This is a genomic window from Allobosea sp. P4_H5, from assembly GCF_056400825.1.
Window position 1 is genome coordinate 67,890 of record NZ_JBFUKM010000004.1, and the last position, 15,611, is coordinate 83,500.

The window sequence follows — 15,611 nt, forward strand, 5'->3', positions numbered from 1 at the left end:
TGCCGCAGGGCGCTGGGGACGATTCTTGTGCGCCGCGGCAATAATGTCAGACCGCCTCGCGGATGCGCTCGGCCGTGGCGAGGTCGACCGAGACCATCTGGCTGACCCCGCGCTCGGCCATGGTGACGCCGAACAGCCGGTCCATGCGGGCCATGGTGATCGGGTTGTGGGTGATCAGGATGAACCGCGTCGCGGTGTTGCGCGCCATCTCCTCGAGCAGGTCGCAATAGCGCTCGACATTGGCGTCATCGAGCGGAGCGTCGACCTCGTCGAGCACGCAGATCGGCGAAGGGTTGGTCAGGAACACCGCGAAGATCAGCGCGGTCGCGGTCAGCGCCTGCTCGCCGCCGGAGAGCAGCGTCATCACCTGCGGCTTTTTGCCCGGGGGGCGCGCGATGATCTCGAGCCCAGCTTCGAGCGGGTCTTCCGAATCAACCAGCGTGAGATCGGCGGTGCCGCCGCCGAACAGCACCCCGAACAGATGCTGGAAATGGCCGTTGACGATCTCGAATGCGGCAAGAAGCCGCTCCCTTCCTTCGCGGTTGAGTGCTCCGATCGCCTGGCGCAGGCGCCGGATCGCCTCGGTCAGGTCGTCGCGCTCGGTCGCAAGGCCGCTGCGCTTGCCCTGGACTTCGCTCAGTTCGTCGTCGGCGCGCAGGTTGACCGCCCCCAGTCGTTCGCGCTCGGCCTTGAGCCCGCCCAGCCGGCGCTCGACATCCTCCGCATCCGGCGGGGTGTCGCCGACTTTCAGCCCGGCGAGCTGGTGCAGGTTTGCGACTTCGGTCTCCAGTCCATCGACAATCTGGCGCACCACGTCTGCGAGGCGCTGGCGCGCTGCCTCCAGCCTGGCCTCGGCGCTCGCCCGAGCCTCACGAGTCGCCGACAACGCTTCCAGCGCCGCGCGAGCCTGCCGGTCAGCCTCCGCCTGCGCGACCTCGCCGGCAGCGAGCTTGTCGGCGGCGGCGCGGCGAGCCCCCTCCGCAGTCTCGATCTCCGCGAGGAGCCGGCGGCGCTCGACCAGGAAAGTGTCGGGGGCCTCCAGCAGCGCCTTGTGCTCGGCCGCCGTCGTCTCGATTCGCCCGCGCGTATCGGCGGCGCTTTGCTCACTGGTGGCTGCGCGCTCGCGCCAGGCGCGCAGATCCCCTGCGATCGCCTCACGCCGGCGGCTGCGCAGCTCGGCCTCGCGCCCCTGGGTCTGCACCCGCGCCCGCGCTTCGGAGGCTGCAGCGCGCCGCTCGCCGAGTTCGGCCCGGGCGGCGAGCAGGGCACCTTCCAGTTCGGGCGCCGGGGCGAGGCCCCCCAGATCCTGATTCGTGGCCTCGGTTTGCGCCTGCGCATCGGCGATGTTCTGGCCGAGCCGGCCGATCGCCTCGGTCAGGGCCGAGCGGCGCGCCGCCGTCTCACCGGCCTTGCGCTCGGCCTGGGCCAGCCGCTCGCGCGCGTGGTCGAGGCTGCGTCTGGCCTCGCGGATCGCCTCCAGCGCCTTCGTCTCGGCTTGCGCGGCAGCTTTGGTGCGCTCGCTCGCCTGGTCGAGGCCATCACGCGCCGCTTCGGATGCTTCGCGCGCCGCTTGCGCCTCGCGCTCGAGATCGCCGAGCCGGTTCTTTTCGGCGAGCCGGCGGGCGGCAGGCGAGGGCGCCTCGGCCGCACTGGTGAAGCCGTCCCAGCGCCAGATATCGCCTTCGCGCGAGACCAGCCGTTGGCCCGGTAGCAGCTTCGGCCGCAATCCGGCGCCATCGGCCCGGGAGACGACGCCTACCTGGCGCAGGCGCCGGGCGAGCGCCGCCGGCCCGCGGACATGCTTGGCGAGCGGCTCGGCGCCGTCGGGAAGCGCAGGGTCGCTTTCGCCGCTGCCACTGTCGGACCAATGCGCCGGCGCAGCCGGATCGGCCGAGGCATCGAGATCGTCGCCCAGCGCCGCGCCGAGCGCCGTTTCATAGCCCTTGGCTGCTGCGATCGAATCGAGGATCGCCGGCCAGCGTCCGCCCGCCGCTGGGGCGAGCAGCTTCTGCAAGGTACGGACTTCGGTTTCGAGGCGTTGCGCCTTGCGGTCGGCTTCCGCGACCGGTCCGCGCAGTCCCGCCTCCTCCTCGCGCGCTGCCGAGAGGGCGCTGCGCGCGGTGGCCGCGGAAGCATCTGCGCCCCGCATTGCCGTTTCCGCAGTCGCGACCATCGCGCGTAATCCGTCGAGCGAGGCGGCGGTGCCGTCGGCATCGAGCGCTGCCTGGTCGCGCTGCAGTCGTTCGCGCTCGCTGGCGTGGCGAGCCTCGCTTTCCTTCGCCTCGCGCAGGGCCCGTTCGAGTGCACCGCGCCGGGCGGCGAGCTCGGAGAGGCGCGCCTGCACGGCGGCATGCTCCGCTTCCGCCGTTGCCAGTGCCTTTTCCGCCTCGGCGAGTTCGGTTGCCGCGGCCTTGCTGCCACCGGCCGCTGCCTCGCCCTCCAGCTGCAGACTCTCATCCTCGGTCGTCAGGCGCGACAGGCTGTCGCTCGCGTCCTTGCCGAGGCTGTCCTGCCGGGCGAGATCGCTCTGCAATTCGGCGAGCCGCTTGGCCAGTTCCTCTGTGCGCTGTTTGGCGCGCCGGTTCTCGGCCTCGATCTCGTCGAGACCGCGCTTCAAGCGCACGAGTGCGGCCGCCGCGGCAGCCTCGCCTTCGCGCAACGCCGGCAGCGCATGCGCTGCGATTGCCTGCAACCGGGCCGCTTCCGCCTGCACACCGGTCTTGTCGGCGACCTCGCGCACGGCCGCTTCGAGGGCGCGTTCGGCTGCCGCTTCCTGCGTGCGCGCCTCGTGATGGGCGATCAGCGCCAGCACGGCCTCGGCCTTGCGGATGTCGCTGGCGAGGTTGCGATAGCGCGTCGCCTGGCGCGCCTGGCGCTGCAAGGCTTCGACTTGGCCGTCGATCTCGGCGAGCACGTCTTCCAGCCGATTGAGATTGTCCTCGGCGCCCTTGAGGCGCAGCTCCGCCTCGTGCCGGCGGCTGTGCAGCCCGGCGATGCCGGCGGCGTCCTCCAGGATGCGCCGGCGCGATTGCGGCTTGGCCGAGATGATCTCGCTGATCTGGCCCTGTCGCACCAATGCCGGTGAACGCGCGCCGGTGGCAGCGTCGGCGAAGAGCAGCTGCACGTCGCGGGCGCGCACCTCCTTGCCGTTGATCCTGTAGGTCGAGCCTTCCTCGCGCTCGATCCGGCGCGTGACCTCGAGCACCTCGGCCTCGTTGAAGGCGGCGGGCGCCTTGCGGTCGCTGTTGTCGAGGGTGAGCGCGACCTCGGCCATGTTGCGGGCCGGGCGCTCGGACGAGCCGCCGAAGATGACGTCGTCCATCCCCGAGCCGCGCATGTTCTTGAACGAGCTTTCGCCCATCACCCAGCGCAGGGCTTCGACGAGATTGGACTTGCCGCAGCCATTGGGGCCGACGATGCCAGTTAGTCCTGGCTCGATCTGGAATTCGGCCGGTTCGACGAAGGTCTTGAAGCCGGCGAGCTTGAGGCGCGTCAGCTGCATCGACGCATCCTTCCTTCTCCCCTCGGGGGAGAAGGTGGCAGCGCGAAGCGCTGACGGATGAGGGAAGGATGAAGTAGCGCTGCGCTGCCCTCATCCGTCTGCTTCGCAGACACCTTCTCCCCCAAGGGGAGAAGGACGCGCGCGTCAGCTGCCGAGCAGCGGCTCGAGGATCTTGTCGAATTCGGCGAGGCTGAGTGCACCGGAGCGCTTCTGCCCGTTGATGAAGAAGGTCGGGGTGGAGTCCACGCCAGCCTTGGACCCACCTTCCTTAACCTGCGTGACAGCGTCGTAAATGTCCTGACGTTTCAGGCAGGCCTCGAAAGATTCCTGTGTGAAACCGGCCTGCTTGACCAGGTTGGAGAGCGCGTCGACCGGCTTTTCGGTGAAGGCCCAGTTGCGCTGCTGCGCGAACAGCAGGTCCGTCAGCGGATAGTATTTGTCGGTGCCATTGCAGCGCGCCAGCATGAAGCCCGCCGTGGCCAGCGGATCGAGCGGGAACTCGCGCAGCACGAAACGCACCTTGCCGGTGTCGATGTACTTCGCCTTCAGCGCCGGCCAGGTGTCCTTGTGGAAGGTGGCGCAGTGGCTGCAGGTCAGCGAGGCGTATTCGATGATCGAGACCTTGGCGTCGGCGTTGCCGAGCCAGACGTCGCCAAGCGGGTTGGCGACGCCGGGAAGCGTCTGGGCCGAGGCGCCCTGGCTGGCGAGAAGCGGCGAGAGGGCCAAGGCGGCGGAGCCGATCAACACCTGGCGGCGGCTGGTCATGAGACAATCCCTGATGGCGAAGCAATTGCTGCGGACCATAGTCGCCATCAGGATTGTGGCAAGATCGGTTCGCTGCTTCCCGCTCACGAAGCCGTGTCGTCGCCCGTGACCTGGCGCCGCTGCGCAATGCCACGCCCGAGCCGCGCCAGCGCCGCGCGCAATTCGGGGCTTTCGACGCATGCGACCTGCTTCTCGATCCGCGCCAGCGCAGCCGGGTCCGGCGGCGGGGCCGGTTTCGGTGCGGCAGGCAGCGCGACCGGCCCCTGCTTCAGCACCAATTTGCCGACGGCGCGCCAGCCGAGATGGCTGTTGACCCGCTCCAGCACCAGCGGCCCGAGCTGCTGCATCTCCAGCGCGAAGGCGCCCTCGACGCGCACCACCAGCGTCGCCGGGTCCGAAAGCTCTCCCGGCGCGCCACGGCGCCGCGGCCAGTCGATCTTGAGTGGCCGCGTGCGCTGCGCCAGCCGCTCGCCGACGATCTCCGGCCAGAAGGCGACGACCGAGCGCCCCGCAAAGCCCTGGGCGGCGAGCGCGGGCGCGAGGCAGTCGTCGATCAGTTCGGCGAGGGGTTTTGCGGGCATGCAGCCATCCTATAGCCGCAGCTGCTCTCGACAAACACCCGTTTGCGAGGTCGAGGGGCGCTTGCTTACCTTGTCTACCACGCTACATCGGAGGTCATGGACGCTCCCGCTCCCCAGCCTCGCGCCGCCGATCTCCTCGCCTGGTATGACCGCCATCGCCGCGTCCTGCCCTGGCGCGCGCTGCCGGGCGAGCGGGCCGATCCATACCGCGTCTGGGTCTCCGAGATCATGCTGCAGCAGACCACGATCGCGGCGGTGAAGCCCTATTTCGAACGCTTCATGGCGCGGTTTCCGACCGTCGAGGCGCTGGCGGGCGCGCCGTCGGAGAACGTCATGCAGGCATGGGCCGGGCTCGGCTATTATTCCCGTGCCCGCAATCTCCATGCCTGCGCCCAGGCTGTCGCGTATCAGCATGGCGGCCGCTTTCCCGATACGGAAGACGCCTTGCGCGCTCTGCCGGGCATCGGCGCCTATACGTCGGGAGCCATCGCCGCGATCGCCTTCGACCGGCCGGCGGTCGCGGTCGACGGCAATGTCGAGCGGGTCATCACCCGGCTCTTCGCCATCGAAGACGAGATGCCGGGCGCCAAGCCGCTGATCCGCGAGCGGGTGCTGGCGCTGCTCTCGCTCGACCGGCCCGGAGATTTCGCGCAGGCGCTGATGGATCTCGGCGCGACGATCTGTACGCCGCGCTCGCCGGCCTGCGGGCTCTGCCCTTGGCGTGAGCCCTGCCAGGCGCGCATCGCTGGGACGCAGGAGAGCTTTCCGCGCAAGGCGGCAAAGAAGACCGGCAAGACCCGCTATGGCGCGGCCTTCGTCGCGATGCGCGAGGATGGCGCCGTATTGGTCCGGACCCGCCTGGCCAAGGGTTTGCTCGGGGGAATGGTCGAAGTGCCCGGCGGCGACTGGCGAGCGGATTACGACGTGGACGATGCCCTGCGTGACGCACCGGTGTCAGCGAAATGGCGCCGACTGATGCTGCCGGTCCGTCATGTCTTCACGCATTTCCCGCTGGAGCTGACTGTCTTCGCCGGGCACGTGCCGCTGGAGACGCAGGCGCCGGAGGGCATGCGCTTCACGCCGTTCAACAGGCTGAAGGAAGAGGCGTTTCCGAACGTCTTCCTGAAGGCGCTTGAGGCCGGACTGGAAGAGCTGCAGCGGCCTTAGGCCGCTGCCATCTGCGTCCTGATCTCGCCGCGCAGGACATCGAGCAGCATGGCTTTGCCCTCGCGCTCGACATGCCAGAAGGTCCAGCCATTGCAGGCCGGCAACCCCTGCGCCAGTGCGCCGACCTTGTGGATCGAGCCGACGGCCGGACCGAGCACCAGCGTGCCATCGGCGCGGATGGTGGCGCTGTGACGGCGCTTCTCGTCGAATACGGTCTCGCCAGCCCTGACCAGCCCGGCCTCGACCAGGCTGAGGAAGGGTACGCGCGGCTCGCTGCGCTTCGAAGGCGCGGTAGCGAAGGCTTCCGGCGGTAGCGGCTGCACCGCGGCGATGCGCTCGCGCGCCGCCTGGGCATAGACCTGCTCGCGCTCGATGCCGATGAAATGGCGGCCGAGCGCCTTGGCGACGGCGCCGGTCGTGCCGGTGCCGAAGAAGGGATCGAGCACCACGTCGCCGGGATTGCTGGCCGAGAGCAGCACGCGGGCGAGCAGTGATTCGGGCTTCTGGGTCGGGTGGACCTTGGCGCCCTTGTCGTCCTTCAGGCGCTCGTCGCCGGTGCAGAGCGGCAGATACCAGTCCGAGCGCATCTGCAGGTCGTCATTGCCGCCCTTCAGCGCCTCGTAATGGAAGGTGTATTTGGACGCTTCGCCGCGCGCCGCCCAGATCAGCGTCTCATGCGCATTGGTGAAACGGCGGCCGCGGAAGTTCGGCATCGGGTTGGCTTTGCGCCAGACGATGTCGTTCAGCATCCAGAAGCCGAGATCCTGCAGGATCGAGCCGACACGGAAGATGTTGTGATAGGAGCCGATCACCCAGAGTGCGCCATCCGGCTTCAGCGCCCGGCGGCAGGCGGTGAGCCAGGCGCGGGTGAAGGTGTCGTAATCGGCGAAGGAGGCGAACTTGTCCCAGTCGTCGTCGACGGCGTCGACGAGGCTGTCGTCGGGCCGGCGCAGATCGCCGCCGAGCTGGAGATTATAGGGAGGATCGGCGAAGACGAGGTCGACGCTCCCGGGGGGGAGGGCCTCGATCGCGGCGACGCAATCGCCCACGATCACCTGGTCGAGCGGAAGCTCGCGAGGGAGTATCTGAGAGTGGAGAAGGCTCTTGGCCTTCATCCGGGCCCCCAGCGCGGGCCGTCCGGTACGCGAAACCTGAATCCGGACGGGAGCGCTGGCGGTCCCGGTACGCGAGGTACTCATGACGCCAAGACCGTTACGCAACTTCAACAGTCGCGATCCTGGCTGGTCAGGGTAAAGGGCGGGTTTCCAGGTTGAAAAAAATGCGTCCCATTCTGGGGCTGCAGATTTTGCCTAGCCTATTGAATGTGTTTGGAAATTCGTAACGGAGATTAAGGAAAGGTAAGCGGCCTGCAGCTGCCGTTGCGGCAGTTTGGAGGCAGTTCCGCGAGGCTCCCGACCGTCACTCGGGCAGGTAGATTTCGGCCTTCATGAAGGTCACCGCCTGCCCGGTGATGAGCACGCGCTCGCCGGCCAGCTCGCAGCTCAGATGCCCTCCACGCGCAGAGGCCTGGAAGGCCTCGAGGCGCGTCTTGCCGAGCTCGCCGGCCCAGTAGGGAACGAGCGTCGCATGGATCGATCCGGTGACTGGATCTTCCGGAATCCCGGCGCTCGGCGCGAAATAGCGCGAGACGAAATCATGCGTGTCGCCGCGTGCGGTGACGCCGAAGCAGAGCGGGGCGAGAGTTGCGATCGCGGCGGCATCGGGCACGAAGTCGCGCACGGCCTGTTCGTCCGCCAGCGCGGCGAAGACGTTCTCGAAATTGCGGAAGAGCGCTCGCGGCGGAACCGGAAAGAGCGCGGCGATGACCGCAGGCAGAGCATCGACCGGCTCTGGAGCGAAGGCCGGCAGGTCGAGCCGGTAGCCATTGTCCTGCCGCGAGACTCGGATCGGACCGACGCGGGTCAGGAATTCCATGTCGTCGGAGACGCCGTGGGCGCTGGCGAGGACATGCGCGGTCGCGAGCGTAGCATGGCCGCAGAAATTGACCTCGTGGACCGGGGTAAACCAGCGCAGGTCCCAGCCGCTGCCGTTTGGGCGGGCGAAGGCGGTCTCAGCCAGATTGTTCTCATTGGCGATCGCCTGCATCGTCGGCTCGGGCAGCCAATCGTCCAGGATCAGGACGGCGGCCGGGTTGCCGGCGAACACCTTGTCGGTGAACGCGTCGACCTGATGCATAGTCAAGATAGACATGGCGTCTCCGGCAGGCTCAAGCGATCGAGCGCGACCAGACACCTTTGATCGGGGCGAAGGAATAGCGATGCGCGGGGCAGGGGCCATGCGTCTTCAGCGCGGCACGGTGCACGGCAGTCCCGTAACCCGCATGGCTGGCGAAGCCATAGGCGGGGTAGGTCAGCGAGAGCCGCGCCATCATCCGGTCGCGCGTCACCTTGGCGACGATCGAGGCCGCGGCGATCGAGGCGATCAGCCCGTCGCCGCCGATGATTGGCTCGCAGCCGCAGGCCAGCGCCGGCGGATCGTTGCCGTCGACTAGGACGAGATCGGGTGACAGCGATAGTGCTCCAACCGCGCGCCGCATGGAAAGCAGTGTCGCCTGCCGGATATTGATCGTATCGATCTCGATCGCCGAGGCGCTGCCGACACCGACAGCAAGCGCGCTGGCGAGGATCAGCACGCAGAGTTCTTCCCGGCGCTGAGCGCTGAGCTCCTTCGAATCGGCGAGCCCGTCAGGGATCGCCAGGGGATCGAGGATGACGGCGGCCGCGACGACCGGGCCGGCGAGCGGGCCGCGCCCGACCTCATCCACGCCGGCGACGCGGGCGCGCCCGGCAATCATCGCGGCTTGCTCGCGGCTGAAATCGGCGGTCATGGCACGGCTATGCCAGATCGTGGCTCGAAGGTCTGCCGGAATTGCATATTGTCCACTTGCCAGCTCCCCGACCCCGAGTTGTCGTCCCGGATCGGCGCCGCTGGCGCGGCTTGTCCGGGACGACCTGCATGGAGGTCATATGCCTCTCAGAACAAACTGAGCTGCGCCTTCTCCTTCTCCGGCTTGACGAAGAGGTCGGTGCGCAGCCGCAGCCGCGTGCTGTTGAAACCGAGCCGCTCGGCCGCCATTTCGAAGCGCCGGCCGATCATCCAGGCATAGGGGCCGGAGCCGACCTGGCGCTGGCCCCAGGCGGCATCATAGTCCTTGCCGCCGCGGGTCGAGCGGATCAGCGAGACGACATGGCGCATCTTGTCGGGATGATGCGTCACCAGCCAGTCTTGCACGATGTCCTTCACCTCAAGCGGCAGGCGCAGCAGCACATAGCCGGCCTCGCGCGCGCCCGCCGCCTTGGCGGCGTCGAGGATACGCTCGATCTCATGCTCGTTGATCGCCGGCACGATCGGCGCGACCAGCACCGTCACCGGGATCCCGGCTTCCGAGAGCTTGCGGATCGTCTCGATGCGCTTGGCAGGCGAAGCAGCGCGCGGCTCCATGTTACGGGCTAGCTTGGGGTCGAGCGTCGTCACCGAGAGCGCGACCTTGACCAGCCCCTTCGCCGCCATCGGCGCGAGAATGTCGATGTCGCGCTGCACCAGCGCCGATTTGGTGACGATGCCGACCGGGTGATTGAACTTCGCCAGCACCTCCAGGATCCCACGCATGATCCTGAGCTTCTTCTCGATCGGCTGGTAGGCGTCGGTATTGGTGCCGATCGCGATGGTGCGCGGCTGGTAGCTCGGTGAGGATAATTCCTTCTCAAGCAGCAGCGCCGCATCGGGCTTGGCGGTCAGCTTGCTCTCGAAGTCGAGACCGGGCGAGAGGCCGAGATAGGCATGGCTCGGCCGCGCGAAGCAGTAGACGCAGCCATGCTCGCAGCCGCGATAAGGGTTGATCGAGCGGTCGAAGGAAATATCCGGAGAGTCATTGCGTGTAATGATCGTGCGCGGCTTCTCGACCGAGACCTCGGTCTTGAACGGCGGCAGCTCGCCGAGCGAGCCCCAGCCATCATCCTCGCTGATGCGCTGCTCGGCTTCATAGCGGCCGCCGGGGTTGATCGTCGCGCCGCGTCCACGCCGCCTGTCGGGGTCGATCTGGCTACCGATATGGGCGAGCGGATCGACCGGCGCGAGCCGCACCGGTGCCGAGACCGTGCCCGGCTCGCTGTCGCGGCGCTTGAGCGGTTGCGTCCTGGCTGAAGGTCTGGCCTGCAGCATGGCTTCGTCTCCTCGGCGGAATCGGATGATCCGAGACCAAGGAATGTGAACATATAGAGAACAAAAGACAAGTGACAGGATTGCGACATGTTGCACTGCGTCATAAGCTGATCCCTCATGATCACCGCCGTCATCTGGGCCAATCGTGACGCCGAGGCGCTCGCCGCGACCTTGTCCGTGCTGATTCCAGCGGTCGCCAAGGGCGTGATTGGCCATGCCGTGGTGGTCGACGATGGCGACGACGCCGCGATCGCGCGGCTCGCCGACGAGACCGGCGCGAGCTATGTCAAGGCCAAGGCCGGCGAGGCCTGGTCGTCGGGAGTAGCCCAGGCGCGCGGCGACTGGGTGATCTTGCTCGAGGCCGGCGACCTGCCTGAGCCGCAATGGACGCCGAGCATCGAGCGGCATCTGTTGACCGCAGCGGCCCGGCCGGCGCTGATGCCGCTGCGCGGCATGGCTGCGGCGCTGCGCGAATGGGGCGCGGTCTCGCTGCGCTCGCGCGGCGTCAGGGCGGGGCTGCTCGCGCCGAAGAAGCAGATCCTCTCCGGCCGGCTGGCGCGTGCGCCGCGCCGGCTTACGGTCCGCCGCGAGCGCGCCGAGCTCTGAGGCTCAGAGCTGGTTGGTGCGGAAGGTGTCGCAGCTCTGCAGCGAGCCGGATTTGAAGCCGGTGTTGAACCAGCGGGTGCGTTGCGCCGACGAGCCGTGCGTGAAGGAATCCGGCACAACCACGCCGCGGCCCTGCTGCTGCAGCTTGTCGTCGCCGATCGCCGAAGCTGTTCGCATCGCCTCGTCGATGTCGCCGGCCTCGATCCGGTCCATCGCCTGGAGGTTGTAGGCCCAGACGCCGGCGAAGCAGTCGGCCTGCAATTCGACGCGCACCGACAGCGCGTTCGATTCGCGCTCGGAGATCCGTTGGCGCAGCTCGTTCACCTTGGGCAGGATGCCGAGCAGATTCTGGATGTGATGGCCAATCTCATGGCCGATGACATAGGCATAGGCGAAGTCGCCGCCGCCGCCGAGCTTGCGCTGCATCTCCTGGAAGAAGGAGAGGTCGAGATAGACCCGCTGGTCGTTGGGGCAATAGAACGGCCCCATCGCCGACTGGGCCGTGCCGCAGCCCGAGCGATCGACGCCGCTGAACAGCACCAGCTTGGGCGGTGTGTATTTCCGGTTGGCCTGCTGCGGCAGCACCTTCGTCCAGATGTCCTCGTTTTGCGCCAGCACCGCCGAAATGAACTTGCCCATCTCGTCCTGCGGCGGGCCGGCAGATTTGCGCTGCTCCTGTGTCGGCGCACTGCGTCCACCGATGCCGCCGATCATCTCGGCGCCGCCGATCAAAAGGCGTGGATCGATGCCGAGCGCCCAGCCGAGCAGGCCGAGCACGACCATGGTGCCGATGCCGATGCCACCGCGCCCGCCGGGAAGGCCGGCATATTCGCCACCACCACCGCCGCGCCGATCCTCGACGTTCTCGGACTGGCGGTAATCTTCCCAACGCATGTGCGAACCCTTGTTGCAGCGCCGCCAATGTCGGCGAGGACGCGGCGGAACTCAAGCCGCACCGTTCGTTAGGTGTGTGAGCCGAGCGAGAGAGCCTCGATCGGCGCGAGGCCGCGCTATTTGGTCTGGTCCCGCGAGACGTCGACGATCATGCGCGCCAGGAGATAGAGCCGGGGCACGATCGAATCGAGCGCGACGTACTCGTTCTGATTCGAATGGGAGCCAAAGCCCCTGAGGCCGAAGCCCTCGATCACCGGCCCCTTGGCCTGAAGCGCGGCATAGGCCGCGTCGGTTCCACCGCCGCTTGCCCTTTCAGCGATTGTCAGCGGGCGGCCGATCTCGCCGAAGACGCGCTTGGCATGCGCGCCGAGGGCCTTGCTGGCCTCGGTCGGCGCCAGGGGTGGGCGCCCGCGCGTGAAGGTCGCTTCCACCACCGTGTCGGGAATGAGCTTGTTCTGGATACGCTCCTTCACCGCGGCCTCGATCAGGTCGAAATCGGCCATGCGCAGCGCCCGCATGTCGCCCTGCGCCTTCGCTTCGGCCGGAATCGCGTTGCTGACCGAGCCTGCGGACGCGAGCGTCCAGTTCAGCTTGAGGCCCATTTCCGGCTTGGAGAGATCGCGCATCTGCAGGATCTGGTGGGCGAGCTCGTAGAGCGCGTTGCGGCCTTGCTCCGGCGAGCTGCCGGCATGGGAGGCCCGGCCGGTGACCTTGAGCTGCACCGAGCCGACGCCGCTGGTGGCGAGGCGGAGCGTGTCCTGGCCGATCCCGGAGCCTTCGCAGGAAAACACGGCGTCCTGTTCGGCCGCGAGCCTGGTGATAAGCGCCCTGGACCCGGCCGAGCCGATCTCCTCGTCGCCGTTGATGAGGACGGTGAGCGTGCCATAGTCCCTGGCCGCGAGCGTGTTGAGCAGCGCGACGGTGTGGAGGATCAGGGCGACGCCGTGCTTGTCGTCGGCGATGCCGAGGCCATAGGCCTTGTCGCCCTCGATCCGGAAGGGCTGCTGGGCCAGCATGCCCTTGGTGTAGACGGTGTCCATATGGGCCAGCAGCAGGATCTTCCTGGTGCCGCTGCCCTTGAAGCGCGCGAGCGCGATTTTGGCTGGTGATCGTGCCGGCTCGGCCGAGTCGATCAGCTCCGTCTCGCCGCCCAGGGCCTTCAGCCGCTCGGCGATGAGGGCGGCGATCGTCGCAAGTCCCGGGGCATCGCGCGAGCCTGACTCGATCGAGACCAGGGCCTTGAGCGTCTCGATATAAGCGGGCTTCTCGGCCTCCGCCGCGTCGAGGACCGGCTTCTGCGGAGCCGCCAGGGCTGGGACGGCAGCCAGCATCAAGATGCCCACCGCTGCGCGACGCAATGTCTCGATCCCGCTCATGGCTTCATCCCGCTCAGGCTTGCTTCCTTTTGCCCATCCTACGTGTGGGGGGCCTCAATGATAGCCGGCATCGGCTTTCACCTTGCCGCGGAAGGTCCAGTACACGAAGGCCGTGTAGAACAGGATCATCGGCAGCAGGAAGCTGACCCCGATCAGCACGAAGACATGCGAGGCTGGCGCCGCCGCCGTGTCCCAGATCGTCAGCCCGGGCGGCACGAGATAGGGATAGTTCGAGATCGCGAGACCAAGGAAGCAGAGCAGGAAGATCGCGATGGTGAAGGCGAAGGGCGTGAACTCATGCGCGCCATGCAGCCGCTTCCAGGCCATGTAGCCGCAAAAGGCGGTGAGCACCGGGAAAGGCCAGAGCAGCACGAGGTTCGACGGGGCGAACCAGCGCTCGGCGATACGCGGATGCGCATAGGGCGTCCACAGCGAGATCACTACCACGAAGGCGAGCAGGCCCAGCAGCAGCGTCCTGGCCTGCCGGCGCGCCCGCTCGGCCACCGGCCCTTCGGTCTTGTAGACCAGCCAGGTCGCTCCGAGCGTGGCATAGCCGATGACGACGCCGGCGCCGCACATAAGGGTGAACGGGGTCAGCCAGTCGAGCGGGCCGCCGGCGAACTGCTTGTCGACCACCTTCACGCCCTGGAGCAGACCGCCGAGGATCAGCCCCTGCGCGAAGGCCGCCACCGTCGATCCCGCCCAGAAGGCGAGGTCCCAGATCTTGTGATGGGGCTTGGCCACCCAGCGGAACTCGAAGGCGACGCCGCGGAAGATCAGCGCCAGCAGCATCAGGATCACCGGGATGTAGAAGGCCGGCATGATGATGGCGTAGGCATAGGGAAAGGCGACCCATAAGCCGCCGCCGCCGAGGACCAGCCAGGTCTCGTTACCGTCCCAGAACGGCGCGACCGAATTCATCATCTGGTCGCGCTCGCTCTCGTCCCTGGTCGTCGGGAACAGGATGGCGATGCCGAGGTCGAAACCGTCGAGCACGACATAGAGCATGACGGCGGTGCCGATCAGCCCGGCCCAGATCACGGGGAGATACCATTCCATCTCAGGTTCTCCTCAGTTCGCCGGCTGGATCTTGTCGTCGCCGGGATGGCCGTCGCCGAAGATGGCGGAGGCCGGCGCCTGCGCGGCCTTGAGCGGCCGCTTCGAGGGTTGCTCCGGCGGGTCTTCCAGGCTGATCTCGTCCGGCCCCTTGTCGATCAGGCGGTTGATCAGGGCGATGCCGGCAGCGAAGACCACGCAGTAGACGAAGACGAACAGCGCCAGCGAGATCGCGACCTCCAGCGTCGTCACCGGCGAGACCGCGTCCTTCGAGCGCAGGATGCCGGTAGCGAGCCAGGGCTGGCGGCCGACCTCGGTGACGAACCAGCCCGACAGGATGGCGAGGAAGCCTGCCGGCCAGCTGTATTGGGCGAGCCAGAGCCAGCTGCGCGTCTCGAAGACGGTGCCGCGCTTCCACAGCCAGGCGCCGATCCAGCCAAAGACGATCATCAGCGTGCCGATGCCGACCATCAGGCGGAAGGCGAAGAAGGGGATGAGCACCGGCGGGCGGTCCTCGAGCTTGAAATCCTTCAGGCTCGGGAAGAGCGCGTCCATGCTGCCATGGGTGAGCAGGCTGGCGACGCCGGGGATCGCGATCTCGAAGCGGTTGAGCTCGGCCTTCTCGTCCGGCCAGGCGAAAAGCACGAGCGCGCCGGGCTTGGAGGAGTCCCAATGCGCCTCGATCGCGGCGAGCTTGGCCGGCTGGTAGATCGCGGTCTGCTTGCCGTGGAAGTCGCCGATGACGGCCTGCAGCGGCGCGGTCAGCGCGATCATCAGGATCGCCATGCGCACCATCGTCCTGGCCGATTCGGTGCGATGCCCGGCGAGCAGATGGCGCGCCCCGGTCGCCAGCACGACGAAGGCAGTGGTTAGGTAGGCCGCCGTCATCATATGCGCGAAGCGCAAGGGGAAGGTCGGGTTGAAGACGATCTTCAGCCAGTCGACCGGGTAGGCGATGCCGTCGCGGACCTCGTGCCCGGCGGGATACTGCATCCAGCTATTGGCGGAGAGGATCCAGAAGCCGGAGAGGGCGGTGCCGCCGGCGACGATCACGGCCGAGAGGAAATGCAGCCAGGGCGGCACGCGCTTCCAGCCGAACAGCAGCACGCCGAGGAACGAGGCCTCGAGGAAGAAGGCGGTGAGCACCTCGTAGCCGATCAGCGGACCGATGACATTGCCGACGGCGACAGAGAAGCGGCTCCAGTTCGTGCCGAACTGGTAGGACAGCACGATGCCCGAGACCACGCCCATGGCGAAGGTGACGGCGAAGATCTTGGTCCAGAACCGGGCGAGCAGGTGGAATTTCTGGTCACCGGTCTTCAGCCATAGGCCAAGCAGCGTCGCGATATAGGCGGAGAGCCCGATCGTGAAGGCCGGGAAGACGATGTGGAAGGAGATCGTGAAGGCGAACTGGATGCGTGACAGCAGAAAGGCGTCGATTTCCATCGCATCGCTCCGGCGTGCCGGCCACGAACGTCATGG

Annotated in this window: 13 protein-coding genes; 2 read left to right on the top strand and 11 right to left on the bottom strand. The window is 67.6% G+C overall.

Translation table 11 applies throughout. The features are described 5' to 3' along the window. Positions 1–46: 46 nt before the first annotated feature. The 3 genes from smc to AC1DS0_RS09370 all read right to left on the bottom strand — a co-directional run bounded on the left by smc (position 47) and on the right by AC1DS0_RS09370 (position 4,848). Positions 47–3,502, bottom strand: a complete 3,456-nt coding sequence (smc, locus tag AC1DS0_RS09360) for a chromosome segregation protein SMC (protein WP_476814089.1) — start codon at positions 3,500–3,502, stop codon at positions 47–49. Positions 3,503–3,646: 144 nt separating this feature from the next. Further along, on the bottom strand, positions 3,647–4,267 hold the full coding sequence (locus tag AC1DS0_RS09365) for a DsbA family protein (protein ID WP_476814090.1): 621 nt from the start codon (positions 4,265–4,267) through the stop codon (positions 3,647–3,649). An 83-nt stretch (positions 4,268–4,350) separates the two neighbouring features. After that, a complete protein-coding gene (locus AC1DS0_RS09370; protein ID WP_476814091.1) occupies positions 4,351–4,848 on the bottom strand; it encodes a DUF721 domain-containing protein in 498 nt (165 codons plus the stop codon). Positions 4,849–4,944: 96 nt separating this feature from the next. Here AC1DS0_RS09370 and mutY point away from each other — a divergent pair, with 96 nt between their 5' ends. Further along, positions 4,945–6,015 carry an A/G-specific adenine glycosylase gene (gene mutY, locus AC1DS0_RS09375; RefSeq protein WP_476814092.1) on the top strand — a complete coding sequence of 357 codons (1,071 nt, stop codon included), beginning with the start codon at positions 4,945–4,947 and terminating at the stop codon, positions 6,013–6,015. Here mutY and AC1DS0_RS09380 read toward each other — a convergent pair. From AC1DS0_RS09380 to AC1DS0_RS09395, 4 genes are all read right to left on the bottom strand, one after another. Beyond that, positions 6,012–7,214 carry a DNA methyltransferase gene (locus AC1DS0_RS09380; RefSeq protein WP_476814437.1) on the bottom strand — a complete coding sequence of 401 codons (1,203 nt, stop codon included), beginning with the start codon at positions 7,212–7,214 and terminating at the stop codon, positions 6,012–6,014. The genes mutY and AC1DS0_RS09380 overlap by 4 nt on opposite strands. A gap of 220 nt (positions 7,215–7,434) precedes the next feature. Further along, the gene (locus AC1DS0_RS09385) at positions 7,435–8,226 is read right to left on the bottom strand and encodes a PhzF family phenazine biosynthesis protein (protein ID WP_476814093.1); all 792 of its coding nucleotides are present in this window, start codon (positions 8,224–8,226) and stop codon (positions 7,435–7,437) included. A gap of 16 nt (positions 8,227–8,242) precedes the next feature. Further along, positions 8,243–8,863: a ribonuclease HII gene (locus AC1DS0_RS09390; RefSeq protein WP_476814094.1), complete on the bottom strand. Its 621-nt coding sequence runs from the start codon at positions 8,861–8,863 to the stop codon at positions 8,243–8,245. A gap of 146 nt (positions 8,864–9,009) precedes the next feature. Beyond that, positions 9,010–10,197 carry a PA0069 family radical SAM protein gene (locus tag AC1DS0_RS09395; RefSeq protein WP_476814095.1) on the bottom strand — a complete coding sequence of 396 codons (1,188 nt, stop codon included), beginning with the start codon at positions 10,195–10,197 and terminating at the stop codon, positions 9,010–9,012. 117 nt (positions 10,198–10,314) lie between these two features. Between AC1DS0_RS09395 and AC1DS0_RS09400 the strand changes: the two genes are divergently transcribed. Beyond that, positions 10,315–10,803 (top strand): glycosyltransferase family A protein, encoded by a 489-nt coding sequence (locus AC1DS0_RS09400; protein WP_152016907.1) that lies wholly within the window; start codon positions 10,315–10,317, stop codon positions 10,801–10,803. A gap of 3 nt (positions 10,804–10,806) precedes the next feature. Here the strand turns inward: AC1DS0_RS09400 and ypfJ are convergent, their stop codons facing one another. From ypfJ to AC1DS0_RS09420, 4 genes are all read right to left on the bottom strand, one after another. Next, positions 10,807–11,697: a KPN_02809 family neutral zinc metallopeptidase gene (gene ypfJ / locus AC1DS0_RS09405; RefSeq protein ID WP_476814096.1), complete on the bottom strand. Its 891-nt coding sequence runs from the start codon at positions 11,695–11,697 to the stop codon at positions 10,807–10,809. A 116-nt stretch (positions 11,698–11,813) separates the two neighbouring features. Then, positions 11,814–13,073, bottom strand: coding sequence for a M20/M25/M40 family metallo-hydrolase (locus AC1DS0_RS09410; protein WP_476814097.1), 1,260 nt, complete (start codon positions 13,071–13,073; stop codon positions 11,814–11,816). 54 nt (positions 13,074–13,127) lie between these two features. Continuing rightward, a complete protein-coding gene (gene cydB / locus AC1DS0_RS09415; protein ID WP_476814098.1) occupies positions 13,128–14,132 on the bottom strand; it encodes a cytochrome d ubiquinol oxidase subunit II in 1,005 nt (334 codons plus the stop codon). A gap of 12 nt (positions 14,133–14,144) precedes the next feature. Next, positions 14,145–15,575, bottom strand: a complete 1,431-nt coding sequence (locus AC1DS0_RS09420) for a cytochrome ubiquinol oxidase subunit I (protein ID WP_476814099.1) — start codon at positions 15,573–15,575, stop codon at positions 14,145–14,147. Positions 15,576–15,611 lie beyond the last annotated feature (36 nt).

Bases quoted from the DNA above. Each gene is read 5' to 3' on its own strand.
- smc (WP_476814089.1), bottom strand. From the start codon at position 3,502: ATGCAGCTGACGCGCCTCAAGCTCGCCGGCTTCAAGACCTTCGTCGAA.
- AC1DS0_RS09365 (WP_476814090.1), bottom strand. From the start codon at position 4,267: ATGACCAGCCGCCGCCAGGTGTTGATCGGCTCCGCCGCCTTGGCCCTC.
- AC1DS0_RS09370 (WP_476814091.1), bottom strand. From the start codon at position 4,848: ATGCCCGCAAAACCCCTCGCCGAACTGATCGACGACTGCCTCGCGCCC.
- mutY (WP_476814092.1), top strand. From the start codon at position 4,945: ATGGACGCTCCCGCTCCCCAGCCTCGCGCCGCCGATCTCCTCGCCTGG.
- AC1DS0_RS09380 (WP_476814437.1), bottom strand. From the start codon at position 7,214: ATGAGTACCTCGCGTACCGGGACCGCCAGCGCTCCCGTCCGGATTCAG.
- AC1DS0_RS09385 (WP_476814093.1), bottom strand. From the start codon at position 8,226: ATGTCTATCTTGACTATGCATCAGGTCGACGCGTTCACCGACAAGGTG.
- AC1DS0_RS09390 (WP_476814094.1), bottom strand. From the start codon at position 8,863: ATGACCGCCGATTTCAGCCGCGAGCAAGCCGCGATGATTGCCGGGCGC.
- AC1DS0_RS09395 (WP_476814095.1), bottom strand. From the start codon at position 10,197: ATGCTGCAGGCCAGACCTTCAGCCAGGACGCAACCGCTCAAGCGCCGC.
- AC1DS0_RS09400 (WP_152016907.1), top strand. From the start codon at position 10,315: ATGATCACCGCCGTCATCTGGGCCAATCGTGACGCCGAGGCGCTCGCC.
- ypfJ (WP_476814096.1), bottom strand. From the start codon at position 11,697: ATGCGTTGGGAAGATTACCGCCAGTCCGAGAACGTCGAGGATCGGCGC.
- AC1DS0_RS09410 (WP_476814097.1), bottom strand. From the start codon at position 13,073: ATGAGCGGGATCGAGACATTGCGTCGCGCAGCGGTGGGCATCTTGATG.
- cydB (WP_476814098.1), bottom strand. From the start codon at position 14,132: ATGGAATGGTATCTCCCCGTGATCTGGGCCGGGCTGATCGGCACCGCC.
- AC1DS0_RS09420 (WP_476814099.1), bottom strand. From the start codon at position 15,575: ATGGAAATCGACGCCTTTCTGCTGTCACGCATCCAGTTCGCCTTCACG.